Genomic DNA, 26,429 nt, shown 5'->3' with positions numbered 1-26,429 from the left:
AAAATCATGTTCTATAGTGAAATTTTAGCGGATTTTATTTTCAATCTTAAATATGAAAATATCCCTAATACAGTTGTTCAAAGGGCTAAAGAGCTTATGTTTGATAGCCTTGGAACAGCTATAGCAGCAAGCAAAGAAGAATGTGTTTTAAATGCTTTTAAAGCTTTTGAAAATTTAAGCACAGAAAAAAATACTCCTATTTGGGTAAATGATCAAAAATTAGATCCTATATATGCAGCTATGCTAGATGGCATTGCTTCTCATGCGTTAGATTTTGATGATACGCATACAGAAGCGATTTTGCATGCAAGTGCGATTTTAACTCCACTTTGTTTAAGTTATGGTTTTCATGTTAACAAAGATGCAAAAAAAATCATCAAAGCTTTTATAGTAGGCTGGGAAATTGCAGCTAGAGTAGGCATTGCAAGCAAAGGCACTTTTCATAAGCGTGGTTTTCATACTACTGCTATTGCAGGAATTTTTGGAAGCGTAAGTGCAAGTGCAATCTTGCTAGATCTTAACAAAGAACAAATCATCAATGCCTTAGGACTTGCAGGAAGTTTTGCAAGTGGGGTTAATGAGTTTTTATCCAATGGATCTAATTCAAAAGTTTTACATATTGCTAATGCTATTAAAAACGGCATTATGGTGGCTCATTTTGCTAAAAACAATATGAGTGGGCCTTTGAGTATTTTTGAAGGTAGAGACAATATCTTTAAATGTTTTGGCATAGAAGAAGAATGCGATAAAACAGAACTTAGCAAAGCCTTAGGTAAAATTTGGCAAACCATGCAAGTTTCAATCAAGCCTTATCCAAGTTGTCATTTTGCTCATGGGCTTATTGATTGTGCTATTGCTTTAAAAAATGATGGTTTAAAAGCTGATGAAATTAAAAGTATTCATTGCTTTGTAGATGAAGTTCCTATTTCTTTTATCTGCGATCCTTTGGAAGCAAAATACACTCCAAATAGTGCTTATGAAGCTAAATTTTCCATGCCTTTTTTAATGGCTCTAGGATTCTTTGATGGTAAAATCACTCTTGAATCTTATGAAAATTTAAAGCGTAAAGAAGTACTAGAATTTGCTAAAAAAATCAGTTACGAAAAAAGGAAATCTCAAGGCTTTCCAAAATATTTTCCAGGGCATTTAGAAGCCAGTTTGCAAGATGGACGCATAATCCAAAAAGATGTTTTTATCAATAAAGGTAATTTTGATAATCCACTAAGTTTTGAAGAATTAAAAGCTAAATTTTTAGCCAATGCACAAATTTACCTTGATAATGCTAAAGCTAACAAAATTCTAGATCAAATCATCAATCTAGAAAATTTAAACCACTTTTCTTTTTAAATATTTATCCTTCTTTTTACAAGAAGGATAATTTCATTACACTTTTTTATTATAATATTTATTATTAATTTAGGAATTACAATGACTTTAAACGAGTTAAAAGATGGACAAAAGGCTATTATTGTCAATTTAAACGCTCACAAAGAACTCAAAAATAGACTTTTAAGCTTTGGATTTATAAAATAAAAACTTGAAAAAAATTCACTCCTCTTTAAAAAATGCCACCATAATGGTAGAACTTGATACAAGTTGTGTTATCCTAAGATCTGATGAAGCTAAAACCATAGAAGTGAATCTTATATGAAAAAAATCAAAATAGCCCTTGTAGGTCAGCCTAATGTAGGCAAAAGTCTTCTTATTAATGCGCTTTGCAAAGCTAATATGAAAGTAGGAAATTTTAGCGGAGTTACTATAGAAAAAGCAAGTGCAAAAACTTTTTACAAAAACTATGAATTTGAAGTCATTGATTTACCAGGAACTTATTCTTTAGATGGATATAGCGAAGAAGAAAAAATCACACGTCATTTTTTAAATCAAAATGACTATGATGTTATTGTTAATGTTTTAGATTCTACCAATTTAGAACGCAATCTTATCCTTAGTGCAGAACTTTTAAGCCTTAATAAAAAAAATGCTTTTAGCTTTAAATATGTGCGATGAAGCCAAAAAAGAAGGCATAGAGCTTGACACTTCTATTTTAAGCCAAGAATTTCAAAGTCAAGTTGTTGAAATTTCAGCAAAAACAAAAGAAAATTTAGAACTTTTGCTGCAAAAAATTATTATTTTATTTGAAAGTAAATTTATTCCAAGATCCCAATTTTACACTCCGCTTTGCGAAAAAAGTCCAGAAAAAGAAGATTTATTATATTTTATTAATGAACTTTCAAAAAAAATTATCACGCACAAAAAAGAAGAAAGAAATTTAACCAAAAAAATCGATGCCTTACTTATCCATAAATTCTTTGGCTTACCTATATTTTTATTTTTAATGTGGCTTTTATTTCAACTCACCTTTAGCTTAGGACAAATTCCTATGGATTATATAGAATCAGGCTTTAATGCCTTAGGTGAATTTGTTAAAAACAATATTTCTAATACCTTTATCGCTTCAGCTTTGGCTGATGGGATTATCGCAGGTGTTGGTGCTGTGATACTTTTTTTGCCTAATATAATGATTTTATTTTTAGGCATAGCTCTTTTAGAAACCACAGGCTATATGTCAAGAGTAGCTTTTTTACTTGATGGGATTTTACATAAATTTGGTTTGCATGGTAAAAGCTTTATTCCGCTAATCACTGGTTTTGGTTGTTCGGTACCTGCTTTTATGGCTACACGCACTCTTAAGAACAAAAGAGATAGACTTTTAACTCTTTTTGTGATCAATTTTATGAGTTGCGGGGCAAGACTTCCTGTATATGTGCTTTTTATCGGTGCTTTTTTTCCAAGTGAAAAAGCAGGAAATTATCTTTTTGGAATTTATATTTTAGGTGCGATTTTAGGACTTTTTGCTGCAAAATTTTTAAGAATGACAGCATTTCGTGGACTTGATGAACCTTTTGTTATGGAAATGCCAAAATATCGTATGCCAAATTGGCATTTAATTTGGTTTATGGTTTATAATAAAGCCAAAATGTATCTTAAAAAAGCAGGAACTTTCATACTTTTGGCCTCTTTGCTTATATGGTTTGCTAGTAATTTTCCAAAAAGTGAAGAAAATTTAAATGATTTTAATGCTCAAGAAAGAGCTATAGAACAAAGTTATTTAGGACAATTTGGCAAAGGCATAGAACCTATTTTAAACCCCTTGAGTTAGATTGGAAATTAAGCGTATCTTTAATCAGTGGTTTGGCTGCTAAAGAAGTGATGATCTTAACTATGGGAGTACTTTATTCACTAGGAAAAGATGTAGATGAAACAAATAATGATTTAAAAGGAATTATTGCCAAAAATATACCTATACCAAGTGCAGTGGCTTTTATTTTATTTGTAATGATTTATAATCCTTGCTTTGCAGCAACTATAGTTTTTTCAAAAGAAAGTGGAAAGCTAAAATACACTCTCTTTCTATTTCTTTTTACCTGTACAAGTGCTTATATAGTAGCTTTTATAGGACTTCATATTGCTAAAATTTTATTAAATTAACTTGCTTTTAATGATGAAATTTTAGCGATATTATCTTCAAAAGCTTTTAAAATGCTATAAGCAACACCTTCAAAATCAAGTCCGCCGCAAAGATAGATTAAAGTCATACGAAAAGATTTACTCACATCAAGCTTTGGTTTTTCAGCGTTCATATTTAACTTAAAATCATAAGGACTTGCATGTTTAAAAGCGTAATTTTTTGCCGCAATTAAAAAATCATTCTTATCTTTTAAAAACTCGCCTTTAACTAAAATAAAGCTTATCTCAAGATATTTCCAAAAATCTTTTGAAGGCATAGGATTTTCATCAAAATTTTGTTCTATAAAAGCATAGTTTTTTTCAAAAGATTTTTTATAATTTTCTACAAGCAAAGCACCTAATTTATTTTTAGCTATATTTTGTAAAATAAGTTTTATATTGCTTTCAAATTCAAAATCTATTTGTTCTAAAATTTTAATTTGCTCTTCTAGAAAAAATTCTTGTTTTAACTCTTCATTACAAAGTTTAGCGTAAGAAAAAATATTTGCCATAGGCTTTTCATAATTCCCAAACTCATCCCAAAAATTTTTCTCACTACAGGCTATACAACCATGTCCTGCAGCCACTGGCCAAGAAGTTTTAGCATTGAATTTCACTTTAGGACAGTTGTTGTAAGTATAAGGTCCTTTACAACCTATCTTAAATAAACAAGCCCCATTCTTTGCAGCCTCATCGTCAAAATGTTCAGCAAAAATCCCACTTTCAAATTTCGCCTTTCTTTCACACATATCATGCAAACATTTACCATAAGCCCACACAGGACGATTTTGCTCATCAAGTTCAGGCAAAACTCCAAATAAAGCAAAAAAACTTAAAGTCGCAATGATATTTATATCACTTGGAGGACAACCTGGAATATTTACTACTTTCTGACTTAAAACTTCGCTAATACCACAAGTTTTACTAGGATTTGGATAAGCAGCCTGAATACCACCATAACTTGAACAAGTACCCACTGCAAAGATAGCCTTGGCTTTAGCGGCTAGTTTTTCTAAAATTTCATAGCCACTCTCTCCTTGCGCTCCTATAGTAAGAAAAAAGGTATCAATGGCTGCAACACCACCTTCAACCGCTAAAATAAAATCTTCTTCTAAAACATACTCTAAAAGCTCTTCAGCCTTAGTGCCATTTGCCGCCATTAAAGTTTCATGATATTCTAAAGAAAAAAAATCAAAAATAAGCTCATCAAAACTTGGCAACTCAGAACGCAACAAACTCTCGCTACACCCTGTACATTCACAAAGATGAAGCCATACTAACTTTGTTTTAGGTGCGATTTGAAAAAATCTTTGAGCAAGAGCTGGAATTTCATTGCCTAAAGATAAATGCCTAGCAAGAATTTTTACACTTTCTTCATTGATAACCTTATCCTCTTTTAAAGTAGAATTCTCAAGTTTTTTAATGCGATCTTCAAGTATATTTTTTAATTCTTCATTGCTAAGCTTTGCCATTTTTTATCCTTTTTGATTATCCCAACAAAGAATAGTTTGCCCTTCTTCATTTTTTTCAACATCGCCCATACCCATGATGTTATATCCTGCATCAACATAATGTACTTCACCTGTAACACCATTTGCTAAATCACTAAGTAAATACATAGCCGAATTTCCTACATCTTCTATACTAACATTGCGTTTTAAAGGAGAATTGATTTCATTGTATTTTAAAATCATTCTAAAATCCCCTATTCCGCTTGCTGCTAAAGTTTTAATAGGACCTGCTGAAATAGCATTAACACGAATTCCTTTTACCCCTAAATCTCTTGCCAAATAACGCACAGAACTTTCAAGTGCAGCTTTTGCTACACCCATAACATTATAATGAGGTACATATTTAACCCCACCAAGATAACTTAAAGTCAAAATCGAACCCTTATCTTTTAAAATAGGTAAAAGCGAACGTGTTAAAGAAAGTAAAGAATACACAGAAGTTTGCATAGCCATATCAAAAGCTTCTTTTGAAGTTTCTAAAAAAGAATTTTCTAAAGCTTCTTTTGGAGCAAAAGCAACCGCATGCACTACAAAATCAATCTCGCCTAAATCTTTTTTGATTTTTTCAGCGATAGAATCTAAATGCTCGTTATTATTTACATCAAGCTCATAAATAAAATTAGAATTAAACTCTTGTGCTATAGGTTCTACGCGTTTTTTTAAAGCATCATTTAAAAAAGTAAAAGCAAGCTCGGCTCCTTGATCAAAACATGCTTTTGCTATGCCATAAGCGATAGATTTATTATTCGCAACCCCTACAATAAGGCCTTTTTTACCCTTCATAATCATCTTTTATCCTTTGATTAATTTTATAAAATTTTCTACTTTTAAAGCTGCAGAGCCTATCAAAACTCCACCACAATGATTTACACTTAAAATTTCTTTGATATTATTTTCATTCACACTTCCACCATAAAGCAAAGGTACCTTGGTTAAACTCGCTAAAAATTCAAGCACTTTAGCGATATCTGTACTTTGTGCGCTCACTCCCGTTCCTATAGAATAAATAGGCTCATAAGCGATGATGAGTTTTTCATAATTTAAATCAATAATTTCAAGTTGTTTTTTTAAAAACTCTAAAGTCTTGCCTGAATTTTTTGTATCTAAATTTTCACCTATACAAAAAACAATTTTATAACCATGCTCTTTAGCAAAATCAAATTTAGCCTTAATAAATTCTTCATCTCCTAAAGCTCTTCTTTCAGAATGCCCGATTAAAACACATTTGATCCCAAATTCGTCCAAATGCTCTTTTCCAAGCTCGCCTGTAAAAGCACCATTAACACAAGGATAAAAATTTTGCGCTCCTTGTATGAAGTTATTTTCATTTTCTAAAAATGCTACACTAGGTGGGAAAACGATAATATCATCACATTTTGCTCCCATAGTTTTATTTAAAATTTCAGCATAAATTTTAAAACTTGCTCTTGTGTGATTGCATTTTAAATTTGCAGCAAAGATCATTCATTTTCCTTAGATCTTAAAGCTTTTACGCCTGGAAGTTCTTTACCTTCTATAAGTTCAAGAGAAGCACCACCTCCAGTGGAAATAAAAGTCATTTCATCTGCATCACCTGCGCGCGCAACCACATCAGCCGTATCACCGCCTCCAACAACAGAAGTTGCATGTCCTTCGCTGATATAATGACTCATTTTAATGCTACCTTTTGAAAATTTATCAATTTCAAAAACACCCATAGGTCCATTCCACCAAATCGTTTGCGCATCAGAAATCACCTCTTTAAAAAGTCTCACACTCGCAGGTCCTATATCTAAACCCATCCAACCATTTGGAATTTCTTGCGCTGGAACAAATTTCATCGGCGCATCTTGTGAGCACGCAGGAGCGGCTACAACGTCTACTGGAAGATAAATTTTCACTCCTAAATTTTTACCCTTGGTAAGAATTTTATTAGCTTCTTCTAAAAGTTCTTCTTCTAAAAGTGAATTTCCTATATCATAACCTAAAGCTTTTAAAAAAGTAAATGCCATACCTCCGCCTATGATTAATTTATCTACCTTTGGTAATAAATTTGTCAATGCTTGAAGTTTTCCACTTACCTTTGAACCTCCAACAACAGCGACAAAAGGACGTGCTGGATGTTTGATAAGATTGCTTGCAAAATCAATTTCTTTTTGGAGTAAAAATCCTGCGCCTTTGTGTTTTTCATCAAAAAATTTAGTAATCGCCTCTACACTAGAATGTGCTCTATGGCATACTCCAAAAGCATCATTGATATAAACTTGAACCATAGAAGCAAGTTCTTTGGCTAAATTTTCATCATTTTTAGTTTCGCCTTTTTCAAAACGCAAATTTTCAAGAAGTAAAATTTCGCCCGCTTTTAAATTCATAGCTTTGGTTTTTGCATCTTCGCCGATAACATCTTTTGCCATAATAATTTCTTTATCTAAAAGTCTAGCAAGACGCTTAGCCACAGGTTCTAAAGAATATTTAGAGCTAATTTCTTTTGGACGCCCTAAATGAGAGGCTAAAATCACACTACAACCATTATCCAAACAATATCTTATCGTAGGAATAGCTGATCTTATGCGTCTATCATCAGTGATATTTAAAAAATCATCTTGAGGAACATTAAAATCACATCTTATAAAAACTTTTTTCTTAGCTAAATCAATGTCTTTTATAGAAATAATATCACTCATGATTAAGCCTTATTTGCAATATATACTGCCATATCTACTAGACGACTTGAATAGCCCCATTCATTATCATACCAAGCAATTACCTTGATAAAATCATCCGCAATCACTTGAGTTAAATCACTTGCTACAATGGCTCCATAAGAACAAGTGATAAAATCGCTTGAAACTCTTTCATCATCATCTACCATTAAAATGCCTTTTAAATTTGTAGTTGCAGCTTTTCTAAAAGCTTCATTGATTTCATCTTTGCTGACTTTACGGCTTAGTTGTGCAGTTAAATCCACGCTTGATACATCAATCACTGGCACACGCATACTTTGTCCATGAAGCTTGCCATTAAGTTCAGGCATAACAAGTTTCATAGCTTTTGCTGCGCCTGTAGAAGTTGGAATGATATTTTGCGCTGCAGCACGAGAACGGCGTTTATCTTTAGCTTTAGCATCAATAATACTTTGTCCATTTGTATAAGCATGTATTGTTGTCATAAGTCCTTTTTCTATGCCAAAATTATCTTGTAAAACACGACAAACAGGACCTAAACAATTTGTTGTACAACTTGCATTAGAAATAATGCTTTCACCCTTGTAAAGTTCTGAATTTACTCCTAAAACATAAGTAGGAGTATCATCTTTTGCAGGAGCACTCATGATCACTTTTTGTACTCCCATATCTATAAATTCTTGACATTTTGCCATAGTTAAATGCGCTCCTGTGCACTCTAAAACAATTTGTGCGCCGTGTTTTGCAAAGTCAAGATCTTTTACATTGCGACTTTTAAATACTTTGATTTTTTTACCATTTACCACTAAATCATCGCCTTCACTATCAACACTGCCTTTAAATTCACCATGTACTGTATCGTATTTAAAAAGGTATTTTGTAAGTTCAATATCCGTAGTATCATTTATCGCCACAAGCTCAATATCATTTCTTTCTAAGATGATTCTTGCAACACATCTGCCTATGCGTCCAAAACCATTTATAGCAACTTTTACAGCCATTTAATTTCCTTTTGCAAAATATAATGTTAATATTCTACAAAAAAAAGGTTAAAATTTTAATGAAGATAGCACTTTTTGGTGGCAGTTTTGATCCACCACATAATGGACACAATAGCGTTGTTTTAGAGGCTTTGGAAAAATTAGATATTGATAAACTTATTATTATGCCTACTTATATCAACCCTTTTAAACAAAACTTTAGTGCTGATGAAAAGCAAAGATTCTTATGGGTTAAAAAACTTTGGGGACATTTTCCAAAAGTTGAAATTTGTGATTTTGAAACCAAGCAAAAACGTCCTGTTCCTAGCATAGAAAGTGTTAAGTATCTTTATAAGCTTTATAATCCTAGTAAATTTTATCTTTTAATCGGCGCAGATCATTTAGAAAAACTTCATCTTTGGCATGATTTTGAAAAACTTAATTCTTTAGTAGAATTTGTTATTGCTAATCGCAATGATATAGGAATTCCTAAGAATTTCAAAGATTTAAAAACCAATAAAAAAATCGCTTCTTCTTTCATACGCGACACTTTAAATACAAATGAGGTTTGTGAAGAAATTAAAGATGAAGTAAAAAAATATTATGAAAAATTACAAAAAAATTGATACAATTTCAAAAATTAAAGGACAATAATGCAAGAAAGAATAGATTTAATCGTTAAAATTTTAGATGAAAAAAAAGCTGAAAATATCAAAACCATTGACATGAGCGAGCAAGAATACTTTGTAAAATATGTCATTATTGCAGCTACTTTAGGAGAAAGACACGCTCTATCCTTGATCGATGAGCTTAAAACACAACTTAAAGCCAAAGGTGAGGAATTTTTAAACATAGATAGTAGCGAAGAATGGAGCGTGATTGATCTTGGCGATATTTTAATCCATCTTTTAACACCAGAACACAGAGGAATTTATAATATAGAAGAATTACTAGAAAACCTTAAAAAAGGCAGGGTTTAAAAAGGCTAAAATTTAATTAGCCTTTTTAATTTTTAGAGATTATCGATATATTCTTCAATCTCTTTTTTAATTTTCTCTTTTTGCTCTTTTAAAGCTTTTTTCTTAGCCTTATACTCAACCTTGCTCATATAGTCTTTTTGATCATGTAAAGCATCGAGTTCTTTTTCGATTTTTTCCACTTCTTGTTCTTTAAGTTTTTTAGCTTCTAGTTTTTTATCATAAAACATAGGATCTTTAGTACAATCATTTTGCACTTGCTTTAAAGCAAGTTCTAAACTTAAAGTTCTAGCTGTGTCATTATGTGCTTTAGAAAAACTGATTTCTTTATTGATACGATCGATTTTTCTATCACATTCACTTGCACCAAAAGCAAAAGCACATAGTGTAAGTAGAATAAGTATTTTTTTCATTTTTAATTCCTTTTTAAAATAAATTAAATCGCGGAATATTATCTCATCAATTCTTAAATCTAGCTTTTATATCATTAAACAAAGTAAATACCATACTTTCAAGCTCTTTTGCTCTTTCTAAAGATGTTGCCTCAAAGCGTGTGATAAGATAAGGACTGGTATTAGATGCACGAAGTAAAGCCCATCCATCGCCAAAATCTATCCTAGCTCCATCAATTTCACAAAGACTTTTAACACCTTTTAAAGCTCCTTTTTCAATCTCTTTTTGAAATTCTTCCACAAGTTTGAATTTTTCTTCTTCATTTACAGGAATTTTAATTTCAGGTGTAGTATAAAGTTTTGGTAAAGCTTTAATCATACTTTCTAGATCAAAACCTTTATAAACAAGCTCCAAGGCTCTTAAAAATGCATAAATTCCATCATCATAACCAAAATATCTATGTTTAAAGAAAATATGCCCACTCACTTCAGCAGCTAAATCAATATCTTTTTCTTTCATCATTTTTTTGATATTAGAATGTCCTGTTTTTCCCATAAAAATAGTTCCAAATTTAGCCACTTCATCAAAAAGATTTTTAGAACATTTTACCTCACCTAAAATGCGTGGATTAGGGATATCTTTAGCAAACAAATAACAAAGCTCATCCCCACAAAATACATGAGTTTTACTCAAAGCAACCATTCTATCAGCATCCCCATCAAAAGCAAAAGCTAAAGAATAATCTTGATTTTGATTTAAAAATTCTCTAATCGCACTTAAGTTTTCTTCTTCTGTAGGATCTGGAGCATGGTTTGGAAACTGTCCATCAGGCTCTGCAAACATTACATGAGCTTTTAAATTTAAAGCTTTAATTAAAGGCTCTATCACTACTCCAGCCGCACCATTTGTGCAATCAACACCAAATTTATAATTAAAATCCTTTAAAAAGCTAAATTGCTCGCACATAAATTTCACATAAAGGTTTAAAATATCGTATTTTTCTACTTCTAAATTTTCTTCAATATCATCATCTAAATGCTTATAAACTTCTTTTGAAAACTCTTTTAACTCTACGCCAAAAAAACTTTCTTTATTGATAGTGATTTTAAAACCATTATAATCTTTTGGGTTATGAGAGCCTGTTATCATAACATTTGCATCAAATTTCAAGCCCTCATAAAGACTAAAATACCCCAATGGAGTTGGCGCAAGCCCTATATCACAGATTTTTATTCCCGCTTTGTTAAGTCCACTCACTAGATAATTAAAAAGTTCATTTGCACTATATCTTGCATCATAGCCCACACTTACATTTTTACAGCCTTTATTTAGCATGGTTTGTCCCAAGCAAAAACCTATAGCTTTAACGCTTTTTTCATTCAGTTCTTTGCCATAAAGTCCTCTTATATCATATTCTCTAAAAATCACATCTAACATTTTTTTCCTTCAAATTCATCTCTTCTTTAACCTAAATTTATCGTTTTTCTAAAGCAAATTTGGATAGAAAAGAAATTTTTGCTACAATTTTACATTAATTTCACTAAATGAAGGAAAATTTATGGATGAAGAATTAGAAAACGAAGAAACGAAAAAGAAAAAAGGCGGTTCACTTGTAATTATTATTGTTATTTTACTTTTTGTTTTACTTCTTAGTATTATGGGAGTAATTGCTTGGCTTATTTCAAGCAGTTCAAGTGATGAAAGTGAAGTCAAAGAAGCCCCAAAAGAAGAGGCAAAAACTGATAAACCTAAAGTTTCAGCTCCTACTCAGCGAGGTAGTGATTTTGCTAATATAGGTCCTATGTATCCACTTGATCCTTTTACCCTAAATTTACTTAGCGATAGCGGCTCAAGATATGTAAAATGCACTATAGAACTAGAACAAAATAGCGAACTTTTAAAACCTGAACTTGATAAAAAAGTCCCAGTGATTCGTGATATTATTATTCGTACATTAACAGCTAAAACCTTTGAAGAAGTAAGTACACAAAAAGGCAAAGAACGTTTAAAAGATGAGCTAGTTGGAAAAATCAATGAAATTTTAACCGATGGCTTTATTAAAAATGTTTATTTTACGGATTTTGTAGTTTCTTAATGCGTGTAGGCTGTGATATCATCGCCATTTCTAGAATAGAAAAAATTCATTCTAGACATGGCAAAAATTTTTTGGATAAATTTCTAAGCCCAAAAGAACAAATACTCATTAAAAATCCAGCAACTCTAGCAGGTCTTTGGGCTGCTAAAGAAGCCGCTAGCAAGGCTTTGGGTGTTGGAATTTGTGAATTATGCAGTTTTTTTGATATTGAAATATCAAAAGATGAAAAAAACGCGCCTAAATTAAAATATTCTCAAAAAATTACAAAAGATTTTAATATCACTCAAACTTCCCTAAGTATTTCTCATGATAATGGTTTTGCTATAGCCATAGTGGCTATAGTTTGATTATTTTCCTATAGTTTGCTTGTCTAAATTTCTTGAAAGTATGAAATCCACCACAGGTTGTTCTCTTTTGTTTGCTCTTTTACAATGATCTTTTTGAAAAAAATCTGTGATTTTTATAACAATCCTTGCCCATTTTTTGCGATTTCTTTCACGCCACGCATGAGAAGAAACGCTCTCCCAAGCATAGCCATTAAACAAGCTTGCATTTACAAAATGATCTAAGGCTCTAACACCCTGTCTTGCTCGTGCGGTATTAAAAAAAATTCCTATAATCACGATAAAAAGATATCCTAAAACTGCTAAAGGTACTATTGCACAAAGCAGAATAGTCCCTGCTAATTTTTCTTTTAAGCTTCCTTTTAAGGTGCGTTTTACACGACGACGAAAATTGGCGCGAATTTTAGTTCTAACTCTTTTCATAGCTTTCTTTTGCTAAATTTTATCCTCATACCATTAGCCGAACGCACTGTTAAACGCCCTACTACATCAGGTACAAAACCTTCTTCAAGTTCTAGTTTGTAAGTTTTTAAAATATTAGCCAAAATCAAAATCGCTTCTTGCATAGCAAAACCTTGTCCTATACAAATTCTTTCCCCTACCCCAAAAGGCAAATAAGCATCTTTTTTGTACTCTCCTTCAAAACGAGAAGGATTAAATCCATGCGGATTTGTCCAAAATTCTTCATGTCTGTGTATCAGCCAAGGAGCAATCACCACCCCAGAACCTTTTTTAATAAGCTTATCTCTAACTTGGGTATCTTTTTTTGCCTCTCTTGCAAAAAAACCAACAGGAGGATAAAGTCTTAAAGATTCTTTAAAAATATTTGTTAAGTATTTAAACTGTCTTAGATGCGAAATTTCAATGGCTCCACCCTGTAAAACCTGAGTAATCTCCTCGTAAGCTTTTTCTTGCTCCTTAGGATAAAGACTGAGCAAATAAAGCGTCCATGTCAAAGAACTTGCTGTGGTTTCATGTCCTGCTAAAAAAAGCATAGCCACTTGATCTAAAATTTCCTCAAAAGAAAAACGCTTATTTGTATCAGCATCCACTACTAAAAGCAAAGATCCTAAAATATCTTCAAATTCTGCATTATCTGCCATATCATATCTTGGTTTTATGATATCACTTAAAACCTGTCTGATCACATCTCCGGCTTTAGCACGCTTACGATCTCCTAACACATAAGAAAGCCATTTTGGAAAACAAAACATACGACGCATGGCTGTATGCACGCTTTGCTCTTGAAAAGTCACAAATGCGTTTAAGATTTTTTTACCTTTTTCCTCATCGAGTTTTGAAGACATAATGGTGCGAAAAATCACATCAGCGGTAATAAAAGTCATAGCTTCATCTACTTCGATAACAGCATGATTTGGATACTTGCTAAAACGATCCATCATATCTGCCACAGCTTCACTCATAAGATTAAACACTTTATTGATACGAGTCATTTCAAAACTTGGACGCAAAAGCTCTCTTTGTTTTTTCCAAACTTCACCATTTGTAGTAAAAATACTCTCCCCTAAAAGCGGACTTAAAAGCTCATGTAAAAATGCACTTTTAGGAAATTCTCTAACCTCATCAACCATCATTCTTTTAACTTCTTTAGTGTCATTTATGACATAAAGATCAAAATTTGGCATCTTCACATAGCCTGTTTGCATTTTATAACTACGCTCATAAAGCCCATCAAGCCAAGATCTACGCTTTAACAAAAAAGTTAAAAGCGTAGAAGCTTTATTTTGATAAGGTTTTGGAAAAAAGGGGCATTCACTCATATTTTTACCTTTTCTTCTAAAAATTTAGGCATTATGATGAAAGAAAAAAAATCATAATCACCTTTAACACTAATACTATAAAGATATAAAAAGTGCGCTTTGTTTTTATCTCTTTTTATTTTTTTATACTCATGTTTTTCATATAAAGCGTGAAATTTAGTACTTAAAAATGGGGGTGTAAATTTAGCATTTACGCCACTCGTGCGGAAAAAATCCACTTGAGGAAAACATGCTCCATCAATAATCGATGTGTAATCATACCATTTTAAATCAAACCTTGAAACAAATTCAAGCTTCTTTCTAAATTCATCCGCTTTTTTTTGATAACTCACTAAAGGAATGCATTCTCCTAGAGTAAGAATTTTTAACTTATGAAGTAAAGATAAATCTAAATTTTGTCTTAAAATACACTCCAAAACTTCTATACAAACTATAGTTCCAACACTATGTGCTACTAAAACAAGTTCATAATCTTGTTTATTTTCATTTTGTTTTAGCTTATCTACTATGGTATTCGCAAAAAGCTTGATTCTTTCTTGCATAGTGCCTGTTTTTTTATCTTGCCAAGTAGCACAAAAAGCACAAATTCTTGCTATCCAAAATACAGCTAATTTCTTACCTAATTTAAATAAAAAATGATTTAGTAAAAATCCTAAAAAACATCCTATGATGATAGCTAAAGAAAAATGCATATAATTTTGCAAAAAAGCAAAACTTCCAAAAGCCAAAACCAAAGAAAATAGTAAAGAAAATAACACATAAAAAAAAGGATAATAACCTGTGATAAGTTGATAAATCGACTCTTTGCCAAATTTGATAAAAAGTCCTGTGATAGTATAAATTCTAAAAAAACTATAACAATCTGCCAAAGCATCTTTATAATTTTCTGACCAATTTTTCTTAACAATATCATTCCATGTTAAAAAATGATATTTAGTTTGTACTCCTTCGCAAGAAATTTGAAAAAAAGGAAATTGCTCATTTTTTTCAATTTTACTTAAATCAGCTTTAATGTTAAAAGCATGAGAATAATCTTTTAGGTTTTTTTTAAATAAATCATAATAAAATCTATAACTTTTAGGATCATATCCTGCTATATAAAATACTTCCCTATCCATACAATAATTTCTTTTTGCTTTTAATTATAACAACTTTGCTTTAAAAGCTCTCTTAATCAAAGCTTTTTAGTCTTATTTGTCTAAAAAGAAATTTTTATAAAAATTGCCGTTGAATTGATTAGTTTGTAAAAGATATTTCTTAAAATTACATACCAAAACAGGATTGGGTTTATAAGCATGAGCTTCACGCCAAAAAAATTGAAGTTTTTTTGGATAAGATAAGCCTTCAAAATTATAAAAAGCATTGCCACAAACCTTAGTCGGACAGCCTTCTAAAATAGCACTAAGGCCTACTGTTGAATTTATAGTAATACAACCCAAAGCCTTTCTTAAAAGAACTGGCAAGTGGGTATCATGAACATATAAAACCCTTCCTTCTACATGATATTTTCGACTTAAATCATTTATAAGTTTAAAATAATTCTTATAGCCCCTATCCATGGGATGGTGTTTAAAAACTAGATAAGATTTAGCTCTTGCATGGTTTGCAAAAGAAAGTATGGTTTCCTCTATAAAGTGCTCTATGCTTTTTTTGTAATGATATTTAATTTGCGTATCGCTATAAACTTGTAAAATCGCCAAAAAGTACTTTTTTTCTAAATTATAAATCTTTTCATTTAGTTTTTTTTCTGTAATCTTATAAAGATACTTTCTATACAATGATCTAAACCAAAATAAAAATTCAAAAGGATATAAAGTGCGATGATGAAGTTTGTTGTTAAAAAATGGAGCCAAAATAAAAGCAAACAACCAATACAAAAAAGCATCAAAAGCCATAAATTTAAATCCACCTGGAATTTCTTTTATGCTTTCTTTGGTAAAAATATTTTGAGAAAGATAAAAATTTTTATCACGCGGTAAAGAAGAATTTGCATTCACCCCATCTTTTTCCAAAGTAATACAATAAGGCCTTAAATATCCTTCTTCAAAAATCCATATTTCAATTCCTAATTCTTTAGCCACTTTAATAGCCTTAGCATGTATAATGCGACAATCATTATACATTAAAATAGCATCGATTTTTTTATTTTGAAAAAAATCTCTATAGAAATTTTCAAGATCTTTTTCATCACACTTACACCTCGTTCCGCTAGGATAGAAAAAAAAATCTCCGCCGTTAAAATTGAGTTTAAAAACTTTGGTTTGGTTTTTTCTCATTTTCACTGCAAGATGATGAAAAAAATTTCCCACAGGCCCTTGCAAGAGTAAAACATTTTTACCGCTAAATTCTTTTTTAATTTTAGTGCTAAATCTCATTTCTTTGCTAAAAATTCATAAAATCTTCTTATTTTTCTAAGCATAAAAGTTTTAAAATCTATTGCCAATTTTATATATTTTTTTGAAAAATAAGCTTTTTGTAAATTTAGCATTATATCTAAACAAACTTCAATTTCACATAAAGTTTTTGTTTTAGGATTTATATATCTTGGATATGTGATCAAAGCACCTGCTACAAGCTCTTCTAGGCTTAGTTTTCTTATTCTTCTTTCACATCTATATTTATCTTTTGTTAAACCCCAGCCCGCATAAAAAGGCATACCATAGGTAAAAACTTTTTTAGCCCTTAAAAGAGCATCAAAACCACTTGTAGAAGTAATAGTGTGAATTTCATCAGCAATTTTTATAGCGCTATCAATACTGCAATCTTTTACAATCTCATCACAAAATTCCAAGATGAGTGTTTCATCTTTTAAACCTACACGGTTACCGCTTAACACATCAGGATGGGGTTTAAAGATGATATAAGCATCTTGATTTTTAGCACGCACCTCCTTAAGCAAATCAAGAGTAGATAAGCCAAAACCCCCTAAAATCATCGAAGCATCATCTTCAACTTGAGCAGGGATTAAAATAATCTTTTGTCCTATTTTGGCATTGATTTTTAAGTCTTCATGCTTTAAGCCATTGTATTTTGAAAAGCGGTTCTCAAGTAAGATTTTTATAATATTTTTTGCCCTATTTAGCATATTTTCATCAAAAATTTCGTTTTGCAAAAGCTCTTCTAATTTACTTGCTTTATTTGGATCTATGTAAAGTCCTTTATCATCAACAATTAAAGAAAAAGGGCGCGTAAGATCAGAACCTAAAGAGATTGAGCGAATAAATCCATCTTCAACTAAAGAAATTTTGGGAGTAAAATGGAGCAAATTCTCATCTTGCGCTTTTTTTATAAGAGTAGTTTTAAGAGCGTTATAATCTATCCTTTTACCCCAAATGAAAAATTTATCATTTTCTTTAAGTTTATATCTAGCTAAAGATTTTAAAGAATTTAAAAAAATAATTTCATTATCTTTAGCCTTAAAAAAAGGCTTGATAAAATGCCTTTTCCATAGGGTAAAGCCTAGCATAAAAAGCTTGTTAGAATTTACCTTTTCTATATCTTTATATTTTGCTAAAGTTTGAATAGTATCAAAAATATTACTTTTTTGATTTAAATAAGGATTAAAATACTCAGCATAAAGTATATAAGCAGCATAGAAAACTTCTTCTAAACTTCTTTTTTGCATCCTTCTTTTACACTCTAATTTATCTTTTGTTAGACCCCAGCCCGCATAAAAAGGCATGCCATAACAAATACACTCACATTCTTGCATCAAAGCTTCAAAACCCATACCAGAAGTTTTGGTATAAACCTTATCAAAAAACTCAAGCAAGGCTATGGGATTAAAATTTTCAGTGATTAAAATACATTCTTTAGGTAAGGAATTTAAATCTAAATCACTTTGTTTTTTACCACTTAAAACATCTGGATGGATTTTTATATAAATTGTAGATTTAGGATTTTCTTTTATGGCATCTTTTATCATATCAAGAGTTTTAAAATCTTTAGCAAGCCCAAATTCAAGAGAGGCATCATTGGCCGTTTGAGTGATGATTAAAACGCGTTTTTCATCTTTTTGAAAATAATTATCTGGAATATCGAGATTGTTATTATACTTGCTAATTTTATATTTTTTGATAAGCTCTATAGCTTTTTTAGCTTGCTTGATTTCTTCATCTTTAAATTCACAAGTATTTAAAAGATTTTCAAGCTTTGAAGGCATTGTTGCATCATAATAAATGCCTATATCATCTTTAACCATAGAAAAACTTGGGCTATTTTCAACCCCTAAGTTTAATGAGCGGATAAATCCATCTTCTAAAAGTATGAATTTAGCCTTATATTTTTTAGCTAAATTCATAGCTTTTAAACCTGATTTTTTGCGTCCCCAACCAAAGAAAAGATCATCTTTTTTGATTTTTAAATTTTTCTTATACAAAGAAATGGTGTAAAAATTTCTAACATTAGCAATAAGTTTTTTTGATATTGAGTAATACTTCACAATGCCAATTTCTTTATTATAAGTTCAACTTTTTCTTCTAAATTATTTCGACAAGAATTATTGATCACTAAATCAGCCTCTGGTTTATCAAATTCTATATCAACACCAACTACATTATCAATTTCTTTATTTAAAGCCTTAGTATAAAGCCCTTTTTGATCTCTTTGTATTAATTCATGCATATCGCATTCTATATAAATTTCATAATATTTTTTTAATTGCTTTCTATTGTAATCATAAATCTCATTAAACATTGAAATCGTAGTGACAATAACCATCATACCTTGATCGTTTAAAAATTTTGCAAATTTAGCTCTTTTCAAAGCCATATCTATGCGACCTTGTCTATCGTATGCATAATGTCCTAATATTTCTCTTAACTCATCTCCATCGAGATAAATAAGGTTTTTATATTTTAATTTTAATTTTTCATACAAAGCTTGACCTATAGTTGTTTTTCCACTTCCAGCTAAACCAGTAAGCCAAATAATATAAGGATTATTTTTCAATTTGCACCTCTAAATCACTCATAAAATCAATTTCACACCAATTGCCATCAATTTCCACTGCTTTTGCGTTGTTGTATTTTTCAATTAAAGCTTGCAAAAAACTTGTCATGTACATATTTTCAAAATTTTTATTATCATATAAAATATCTCGATCAAGCATTTCATAAAAAGCAATAACTTCGGAAAGAAATTGATAAGAAAATTTAAAAAGTCCTATATATTGAGCTTCTATCTCATCATAGGCATTAGCTTTTTTTCCAAGTTCTATAATATAACCATTTGTCATCTTTAATGTTTCAGCATCTTCTAAAGGATTTGCAAAGCGTTTGCTCCAAAGCTTACACCAAGACTTATCAACTACTATAGCAAGTTCTTCTTTGGCATTTATAAGCTTTTGCACGCAATCTTGAAAATAAACAATATCCGCATAAGAAATAATCAAATCTTGTTTTTCTTCGATGCATTTTAACATAAAATCTTTAGCGCAAAAAAAAGTATGAACCATATTGGTTTTATCATATTTTGAATTAATAAAAAAATGCTCAATATCATATTTATTAAGATAATTTTTTAGCACATCGTTTAAATATCCACCCACAACAGCTATTTCATTTATACCTGCTGATTTTAAAGCTTCGATTTCATAATCTATTATTTTTTTATTCTTATACTCAACCATACACTTTGGTTGATCTTTTGTTAAAGGCATCAGCCTTGATCCAAAACCTGCTGCTAAGATAATTGCATTCATATTATTCCTTGATTAAACTAAACCACTCTTTTAAAATTTGAATATTATTAAGTCCATTTTCTCTTTCAATATGCCACATTATACCAAAAATATTTTCATACTTATGTTTAAAAGCTTCTATGGTATTATCTTTTGCTAAGCAAAGTTCTACAAGATCTTCGCCTAATTTTTCAATAGCAAAATTATGAAAAGAATTGCTTATAAATTTTTCTTTTGAGAAAAATACTTCATGTTTGCCTATATGATTTTCACAAGGACTTATATGGCTGTTAAAATAATGAGCTATCATCTGAGCCCCTCTGCAAATTCCTAAAAGTGGTATTTTTTCTTCTAAACAAATTTCTATAACTTGCTTTTCATATAAATCTCTCTTTTTGGATAAAACATTAGGACTATAAAAACTTAAATCATTGCCACCACTTAATATCACAGCTTTTATTAGATGTTTATAATAAGAAAAATCTATTTCATAGCTAAGAGGAAGAGGAGTAAAATTTTTAAATAAATCTTTATTAAATAATTTTCCCCAATCCAAAGCCAAACATTCTCTTTTTTCATGATAACTATCGTTGCAAATAAGCCTTTGAGTAATACCTATAAACAAAATATTTGCTCACTTTCACATTCTATATTTATTTTTTTAGCTTTTAAATATTTTTCAAAATTTTCTTCTCCAACTCCTATAACAGCAGGCATTCCAAGTTCTGAGGCACGAATGGCCATATGTGAATTAGCACCCCCATAACATGTAATAAGTCCTGCTATATTTTTTGTAAATAAATAATCATATCCAGGATCTGCTGCATAAATTAAAACAATCTTTCCTTCTAAATCTTTATCATTTTCCTTCGCCGTAAATGCAGTAATGCTCTTTTGTGTAATAAAATTTGGAATAATGCTATGATTATAAAAAGAAAAAATTTCATCAGCATTACAAAGTAAAGAAGGAAGTTTTATAGCTTGTGTAAGTTCATATTCTTTTTTATTGCGATTAATTTCTTCTATAAACTGCTCTTTTGGATTTATAGAATAAAGACTAGAATAAAGATTTAAAATGCTTTTTATATCAAGATGAGCCAAATCTTCTTTTTCAATATCATAATATTTGCCTAATTCTTCTATATAAACTATGGCTTTAGAAAGCAATCTAGTAAATTCAAATTTAACGAGCTCTCTACCCTCGATAGCCTGTTTTAAAAAATCAAAAAATTCACAAGCATTAATTTCTAGTCCATGTTCTTTAAGTAAAGCATTTAAAGCTCTTGTCTTTTCTTCTGAAAAAACAAAAGCTTTATCTTGTAAATAAACTTTACTATCTTTTTGATCTGCATCAAAATAAAGCTCAAAATCTTCATCATACCTTGGCGATAAAATATTATAAGTTCCTGCTCTTAAATGTCCAAAATCTTTTAAAAATTGATCTTTGTTGTGAAAATTAAGATGGTTTGTTTGTTTGCTTAAATTTTTGCTCACTGTATTGAGTGAATTTAAAAAATCATCTTTTTCCTCTTTGGTTATAAAATCAATCTCAACTAAAGAATTTAAAAGTTGCATTGCTACAAATGCAGCCCTAGCCACCCCAGCAAAAGGCAAGGTTCCATAACGCTTGCATTCTTCAATAAGCCAATAAATTTTATCAATTAAAGAAAAATTAGAATTAATAATGCCATCATATCTTTCTTTTAGCTTATAAGCTTTTTGTATGTCTTTTAAATAAAACCCTGATCTAGGATTAATAATCTTATTTGTAAGTTCTAATAATGAAAATTCTAATCTTTTGATTTCATTTTCATTAAAACCATGATTTAAAAGTTCTTCTAATTTTTTAGAACTATTAAAGTCATAACAAGAATAAACAATATTAAATTCAATCTTATCGTGCAATTCATGATTTTTATTAAGCTTATCTAAGTAAAAATTGACAAGTTTTTGTGCAATATTTTCATCTAATTTTTTTGGTATAAAAGAATTAAAAGATAATCTTACATCCACATAAGGAATGCCTAAAAAAGAATGGATTAAAGGATGGGATCTTAGATCTCTATAACCATAATTATCTCTTTGATACGCCCAGATATTATCTGTGATGATTTCTTTATATAAACTAAAAGCTAAACGCTTAGGTCTTAACCCTATAATTTCAGCTGGATTCCAATCAGGCATTACTCCAAAAATGGCCTTATCTCCCAAAACCCTAGATCTAGCTTCTTTTAAAGACTCAAAACGCTTATAAAATCTATATAAAGCTTCTTTTGGTAAAGAATGAAATAAATTATTTTTTTCATGCATAACCAAAGGACGAACTTGCAAGCAAAAAAGTTCTTCCTTATCATCTTGAATAGCAAATGCAAATTCAACATCCAAAAAACAACAGTCATATAAAACTTCTAATTCTTTTATAAGTTCTATAATTTTTTGAAGTCTAATATCTTTAAATTCTAAATAATCTCTGTAATGATAGTAAGTTTTTGCAGTCTTACTACTTCCATCTGTAATAGAGCTATTTGAACCATTTTCATCATATTGAAGACAAAAATAAGGGGAAAAATTATCTTTATCAACACTAAAACCGACACCACAAAGTGTAATGTTTTCAAGCATGGGTTGGACTAAAATTTCATCGCTTTTTGACGGCATGGAATTAGCAACTTCATATAAGGCTGCTAGTAATTCATCTTTAGAATCGGCTTTAATATTTGCCAAAGAAAGAAAAGCACCTGCATTGGAGTTTTTCATACTATCTTCACTTAAAGAAGAACTTCTTATAATGAGTCTATTAGCCTTTAAGGTTTGAATATCCTGTAAAACTTTATCTTCATTTGATATTAATTCTTCAAGCGAAGTTAAAACCAAAGGTAGAACTTTTGCTTTTTTTAATTTTGTTTGTAAATTTTTTAAATTTTGTGCTTTGGTTTTAAATTTTAACTCCGCCATATTTTTCCTTAGTTTTATATTTTTTTAGCACTCCAACAACGAGTGGTATATTTTATGCTAAATTCCTTAGGAAGTCTTTGTGAAATTTTATCACTAATTTTATTAAACAATTCGTTTCCTTCATCAGTCTCCAAATCCCAGTAAGGATTTTTAACACTCTTCCATGCATTAATATAATTTTCAATGCTTTGATGAAAATAAAAATCCTCTTCAATATAAACAATATTATCAAAAAGATCCTTTCGACTCTCTATAATTGGTCTTTGATCTTCTCTTCTTGTTCCCCTTGTATAATTTGGTACAAATTCTACAATAGTATCTTCAGCTATTTTTTGTACAGGATCGTTTAAATCCCTGTGATTCCACATACAAGAAAAATATCCCTCTGATTTTAATAAGCGATGCGCTTCCTCTAAGGCTTCATTTCTATCCATTACATTAAAACTACTACCAAAAGTCACCCAATCAAATTCACTATTTTGAAGTGTTGAGTTTAAGCCTGTTGCTCTAACCCAGTCAATCTTCTCACCTTTAGTTCTTTCTATCCCAATCTCACGCATCGCATCATTTGGTTCTACAGATACTACCTTACATCCTCTTTCTAAAAGCATAATGCTTAAATTTCCAGTTCCTGCACCGATATCAGCCACCTTGATATCTTTTTTTCCAATAAGACTAATTAGCATATCTATAGTTTTTGGAGCATAATTTGGTCTATAGCTATAAAATTTAGCATGCTTGGTATAATCCCACACTTGTTCTACTAGTTTTTGCATTTTATTTCCTTTTTTTCATCTTTGACAAGCTTGATGAAAAAAGGAGGTATTTTATGCTTTTCTAGCTGTCCATGCTCTTATTTTATAAGGAATCTCTATACTTTGCATATGAGAAATTTTAGCTTTTATCATCTCTAAAATTTCCTTCCATCTTTTTTCACCTGCTTGTGCTTGTATATCATTTACAGAATGCCAAGCTCCAAGATAACGCTCTTTATCCCAAAACTCTTTATAATCACATTCCATAAAAAAGCAGTCTATGAAATCTCCTGTTGAAACAAGAATTTCTTCCCATTTTTTAACATTTTGAGTACCGCTACTTACACGAGCAAGCTCTGGAACAATATGTTTAATCTCCTTTTCGATTTCATCAAAAACCGAACCCTCTACAATGTGGCGAGGATTCCAAATCGCGGTGAAATACCCCCCCCCTGTCAATATACGATTAAATTCTGGGAGAGATTTTTTAGGATCTGTCCAATGAAAAGAACTAGCCATGATGACCCAATCAGCTTGATTATTGCTCATGCAGGTTTCTTCGCCACTCCCTTTATGCCAAGAAATATTTGATAAATTTTGTGTAAATTTTTGCCCTTCTTCACGCATATTATCGTTTGGTTCCACAGCGCTAATTTGACATCCAAACATTTCTCCTAACATCTTAGTAAGTTTTCCAGTGCCAGCTCCTACTTCGACAATATTTAAATCTTTTAAATTTTTATTTTTATCATTGATACAAGCTACAAGTTTTTCAAGTAAAAACGGACTATAAGCAGGTCTATTATGATAATGCTTTGCAACCTCTGTAAAATCCCCTTGTTTCATATTGTCTCCTTTCTCTAAATTAAAACGTAATTATATCTTTTTTTTATTTAATTTGAAAATCTTTTTCATGGACATCACCATCCAACTCTTTACACATCTTCTCAAATTCTTGATAGTATTTCCAAGATGCTACTATATCTGGACGATGTTGTTTAATATAAACCAATTCTTCATCCAAGATATTTTTAGCACTTACTCTAGCATTTTTATTATTATATAAATGTCTCAAAACATCTTCAACTTTAAGCATCAAATCTTCTTCTATTTGAATTCTATTTTTTAATTCATAAGCAAAATTCCGAAGATAATCTATTACTTGCTTATAAAAAATACTATCATTTTTTAATTTATTATAATCTTGCTTATCGATATAAAAACCCACTGAACTATCCATATCCAAAATACTAAGCTCAGAATATAAATTAAATAAGTTATTATCATTTTGAAAAAAATTAATATTAATTATCAAACTATTGTTTTTATTAATCTTTTTATTCGGAATATTTGTATTTAAGTCTTCTTTATTTAAATACAAAGTCAAAGGCAATAGAAAATATAAATTTCCTTTAAAGTAACTTTTTGTTACAAACTCTTTATCGTTAATCTTAATTTGTTTCAAATTAAATTTATTTGATAGATAATTTAATGTGTGAATAGTTTCTTCACCTCTTATCTTTGAGATATCTAAATAAAAACAATCATTAAATTTATCAAAACATTCGATTAAAGATTTCCATAAAAACGATTGCGGCCTTTGTCCTTCCAAAGTATTAGGCAAATTATAATTATATACTTCTACTTCCGTTATGATATCATTAAATTGATAACTCAAATCAAATTCTTTTGTTTTGGCTAAATTATTTCCCCATTTTCTACCATAAGCATGTTTAATCAATTCTATAGGATCCCTTATCTGAAATAGAATAGGAGTTATTTTTTGAAAAGATGAAAATAATTTATCTCTTTTATGCTGATTGCCATACCATGATGGGTCTATATCATTTATAGTAATAATATTTCTTTTATCTTTTAATTCTAACAATTTATTATAAAATTTATAATAACGGATATCCCCGTCTCCTCCACAAAAATAATCCAATATATTAATTTTAAACAAATGATAAAAAAATTGACCTAAAGTAAACGCGCCAGCACCATGGCTAAAAAACCACATAAACTCATAATTGGGTGGTAAAGGCAAATTCATCTTCCAAGCAAGTTCAGCAGGTATGTTATGATAATTGATTTTTTCATTTTCATCATTAAGTTTTTTAGGATCAAGTAATGAAGGATAAGGATGGTTTTCTTTTTTATATTTTTCTTTGAAATCATCTGATAATAACCATTCTTCTATAAGATCGAAATTTTTTATAAAATAATTAAAGTTGTGAAAGATATTATCTAGTATAGGTTGATAATCTTGATGTGTTTTTAAGATATTTTTTATTCTTGGAAATTCTTTTAGGAATAATTGTTTATTATCTTGAATAGCTTTTAAAGTTTCACCATTTAATTCTTTAAATTCTTTTAGAATTTCTCTAAAAATTTGAAATTCTTTATTTGCTTTTTTAATATTATTTTTTAATTTAAATCCACCTCCTTTATACCAATTCTGATAAGCCTTAATTAAAACTTCACCTATCATGTAAGATAAATGGAATTTACATCTTAAAGCTTCATTATAATCAGAACATGTTTCTAAACTTGGGTATTTAAGTTGGGGAAAGACTTGTATGATTTGTTGATAAATTTTTTGTTCTTTTTTATGTTGTTTTTTGATTTTATAGAGTTTTTTAAATAATGCTATATACCCCCCCCCCGTTATGTCTATGTTCTATCACAGTTTGACCTAGTTTATAAGCTAAATGGTTTTTTACTCTTTCTATGGCTGAATTTGGGTTGAGCATGGGTTTTTCCTTTAAAATAAATCAATCAAAAAAAC

Annotated in this window: 22 protein-coding genes and 4 pseudogenes; 7 read left to right on the top strand and 19 right to left on the bottom strand. The window is 30.2% G+C overall.

The window, feature by feature from the left end; all coding sequences use genetic code 11:
• Positions 1 to 6: 6 nt before the first annotated feature.
• From ELQ04_RS07180 to feoB, 3 genes and pseudogenes are all read left to right on the top strand, one after another.
• On the top strand, positions 7 to 1,347 hold the full coding sequence (locus ELQ04_RS07180; protein WP_134224486.1) for an MmgE/PrpD family protein: 1,341 nt from the start codon (positions 7 to 9) through the stop codon (positions 1,345 to 1,347).
• A gap of 81 nt (positions 1,348 to 1,428) precedes the next feature.
• Positions 1,429 to 1,651: pseudogene (locus ELQ04_RS07175) on the top strand (ferrous iron transport protein A).
• Positions 1,648 to 3,489, top strand: a pseudogene (gene feoB, locus ELQ04_RS07170) (ferrous iron transport protein B). Before ELQ04_RS07175 ends, feoB begins: the two co-directional pseudogenes overlap by 4 nt.
• Here feoB and ELQ04_RS07165 read toward each other — a convergent pair.
• From ELQ04_RS07165 to gap, 5 genes are read right to left on the bottom strand one after another with little or no spacing between them, the layout of a single operon-like run.
• Complete coding sequence (locus ELQ04_RS07165) at positions 3,486 to 4,979, bottom strand: hydrogenase small subunit (protein ID WP_032582314.1); 1,494 nt, start codon at positions 4,977 to 4,979, stop codon at positions 3,486 to 3,488. The pseudogene feoB and the gene ELQ04_RS07165 sit on opposite strands and share 4 nt — an antisense overlap.
• Before the next feature lie 3 nt (positions 4,980 to 4,982).
• Positions 4,983 to 5,807: an enoyl-ACP reductase FabI gene (gene fabI / locus ELQ04_RS07160; protein WP_044777912.1), complete on the bottom strand. Its 825-nt coding sequence runs from the start codon at positions 5,805 to 5,807 to the stop codon at positions 4,983 to 4,985.
• A 3-nt stretch (positions 5,808 to 5,810) separates the two neighbouring features.
• Positions 5,811 to 6,482: a triose-phosphate isomerase gene (locus tag ELQ04_RS07155; protein ID WP_002859678.1), complete on the bottom strand. Its 672-nt coding sequence runs from the start codon at positions 6,480 to 6,482 to the stop codon at positions 5,811 to 5,813.
• Positions 6,479 to 7,681, bottom strand: coding sequence for a phosphoglycerate kinase (locus tag ELQ04_RS07150; protein ID WP_002783833.1), 1,203 nt, complete (start codon positions 7,679 to 7,681; stop codon positions 6,479 to 6,481). Before ELQ04_RS07150 ends, ELQ04_RS07155 begins: the two co-directional genes overlap by 4 nt.
• 2 nt (positions 7,682 to 7,683) lie before the next feature.
• Positions 7,684 to 8,682 (bottom strand): type I glyceraldehyde-3-phosphate dehydrogenase, encoded by a 999-nt coding sequence (gene gap / locus ELQ04_RS07145; RefSeq protein WP_002868484.1) that lies wholly within the window; start codon positions 8,680 to 8,682, stop codon positions 7,684 to 7,686.
• 59 nt (positions 8,683 to 8,741) lie between these two features.
• Here gap and nadD point away from each other — a divergent pair, with 59 nt between their 5' ends.
• Entirely contained in the window at positions 8,742 to 9,287 is a 546-nt protein-coding gene (gene nadD, locus ELQ04_RS08795; protein WP_044306227.1) for a nicotinate (nicotinamide) nucleotide adenylyltransferase, read from the top strand.
• Positions 9,288 to 9,314: 27 nt separating this feature from the next.
• A complete protein-coding gene (rsfS, locus tag ELQ04_RS08790; RefSeq protein WP_002825802.1) occupies positions 9,315 to 9,641 on the top strand; it encodes a ribosome silencing factor in 327 nt (108 codons plus the stop codon).
• Between the two features lie 32 nt (positions 9,642 to 9,673).
• On the opposite strand, the gene ELQ04_RS07135 is transcribed toward rsfS, so the two are convergent.
• Positions 9,674 to 10,051, bottom strand: coding sequence for a DUF1090 domain-containing protein (locus ELQ04_RS07135; RefSeq protein ID WP_002868486.1), 378 nt, complete (start codon positions 10,049 to 10,051; stop codon positions 9,674 to 9,676).
• A 46-nt stretch (positions 10,052 to 10,097) separates the two neighbouring features.
• Positions 10,098 to 11,487 (bottom strand): annotated as a pseudogene (gene pgmL / locus ELQ04_RS07130) (phosphoglucosamine mutase PgmL).
• Positions 11,488 to 11,589: 102 nt separating this feature from the next.
• On the opposite strand from pgmL, the gene fliL reads away from it, so the two are divergent.
• Positions 11,590 to 12,126: a flagellar basal body-associated protein FliL gene (fliL, locus tag ELQ04_RS07125; RefSeq protein WP_002868488.1), complete on the top strand. Its 537-nt coding sequence runs from the start codon at positions 11,590 to 11,592 to the stop codon at positions 12,124 to 12,126.
• Positions 12,126 to 12,473: a holo-ACP synthase gene (gene acpS / locus ELQ04_RS07120; protein ID WP_002825806.1), complete on the top strand. Its 348-nt coding sequence runs from the start codon at positions 12,126 to 12,128 to the stop codon at positions 12,471 to 12,473. The genes fliL and acpS overlap by 1 nt, the downstream gene beginning before the upstream one ends.
• Here acpS and ELQ04_RS07115 read toward each other — a convergent pair whose 3' ends face one another.
• From ELQ04_RS07115 to ELQ04_RS07060, 12 genes and pseudogenes are all read right to left on the bottom strand, one after another.
• Positions 12,474 to 12,893 (bottom strand): hypothetical protein, encoded by a 420-nt coding sequence (locus ELQ04_RS07115; protein WP_002780440.1) that lies wholly within the window; start codon positions 12,891 to 12,893, stop codon positions 12,474 to 12,476.
• Entirely contained in the window at positions 12,890 to 14,251 is a 1,362-nt protein-coding gene (locus tag ELQ04_RS07110) for a cytochrome P450 (protein WP_044306229.1), read from the bottom strand. Before ELQ04_RS07110 ends, ELQ04_RS07115 begins: the two co-directional genes overlap by 4 nt.
• Positions 14,248 to 15,369, bottom strand: coding sequence for a DUF829 domain-containing protein (locus ELQ04_RS07105; protein ID WP_134224485.1), 1,122 nt, complete (start codon positions 15,367 to 15,369; stop codon positions 14,248 to 14,250). Before ELQ04_RS07105 ends, ELQ04_RS07110 begins: the two co-directional genes overlap by 4 nt.
• A gap of 72 nt (positions 15,370 to 15,441) precedes the next feature.
• Complete coding sequence (gene kpsS / locus ELQ04_RS07100) at positions 15,442 to 16,626, bottom strand: capsule polysaccharide modification protein KpsS (protein ID WP_002857981.1); 1,185 nt, start codon at positions 16,624 to 16,626, stop codon at positions 15,442 to 15,444.
• Positions 16,623 to 18,692, bottom strand: coding sequence for a capsular polysaccharide biosynthesis protein (locus ELQ04_RS07095; protein WP_002936395.1), 2,070 nt, complete (start codon positions 18,690 to 18,692; stop codon positions 16,623 to 16,625). Before ELQ04_RS07095 ends, kpsS begins: the two co-directional genes overlap by 4 nt.
• Positions 18,689 to 19,201, bottom strand: coding sequence for a cytidine diphosphoramidate kinase (locus ELQ04_RS07090; RefSeq protein WP_002936397.1), 513 nt, complete (start codon positions 19,199 to 19,201; stop codon positions 18,689 to 18,691). Before ELQ04_RS07090 ends, ELQ04_RS07095 begins: the two co-directional genes overlap by 4 nt.
• Positions 19,191 to 19,952, bottom strand: coding sequence for a CTP:phosphoglutamine cytidylyltransferase (locus tag ELQ04_RS07085; protein WP_002858404.1), 762 nt, complete (start codon positions 19,950 to 19,952; stop codon positions 19,191 to 19,193). Before ELQ04_RS07085 ends, ELQ04_RS07090 begins: the two co-directional genes overlap by 11 nt.
• Before the next feature lies 1 nt (position 19,953).
• Positions 19,954 to 20,556: a gamma-glutamyl-CDP-amidate hydrolase gene (locus ELQ04_RS07080; protein ID WP_002858074.1), complete on the bottom strand. Its 603-nt coding sequence runs from the start codon at positions 20,554 to 20,556 to the stop codon at positions 19,954 to 19,956.
• Positions 20,547 to 22,886 (bottom strand): PEP-utilizing enzyme, encoded by a 2,340-nt coding sequence (locus ELQ04_RS07075; protein ID WP_044777935.1) that lies wholly within the window; start codon positions 22,884 to 22,886, stop codon positions 20,547 to 20,549. The genes ELQ04_RS07080 and ELQ04_RS07075 overlap by 10 nt, the downstream gene beginning before the upstream one ends.
• 14 nt (positions 22,887 to 22,900) lie before the next feature.
• Positions 22,901 to 23,662 carry a class I SAM-dependent methyltransferase gene (locus tag ELQ04_RS07070; RefSeq protein ID WP_002936407.1) on the bottom strand — a complete coding sequence of 254 codons (762 nt, stop codon included), beginning with the start codon at positions 23,660 to 23,662 and terminating at the stop codon, positions 22,901 to 22,903.
• A gap of 51 nt (positions 23,663 to 23,713) precedes the next feature.
• A complete protein-coding gene (locus ELQ04_RS07065; protein ID WP_002936412.1) occupies positions 23,714 to 24,487 on the bottom strand; it encodes a class I SAM-dependent methyltransferase in 774 nt (257 codons plus the stop codon).
• Positions 24,488 to 24,530: 43 nt separating this feature from the next.
• Positions 24,531 to 26,394 (bottom strand): annotated as a pseudogene (locus ELQ04_RS07060) (DUF2972 domain-containing protein).
• Between the last annotated feature and the right edge of the window lie 35 nt (positions 26,395 to 26,429).

Origin of the sequence: Campylobacter sp. CH278, from assembly GCF_004378845.1 — a bacterium.
GTDB lineage: Bacteria > Campylobacterota > Campylobacteria > Campylobacterales > Campylobacteraceae > Campylobacter_D > Campylobacter_D jejuni.
This window is presented reverse-complemented; position numbering and strand designations above follow the sequence as displayed.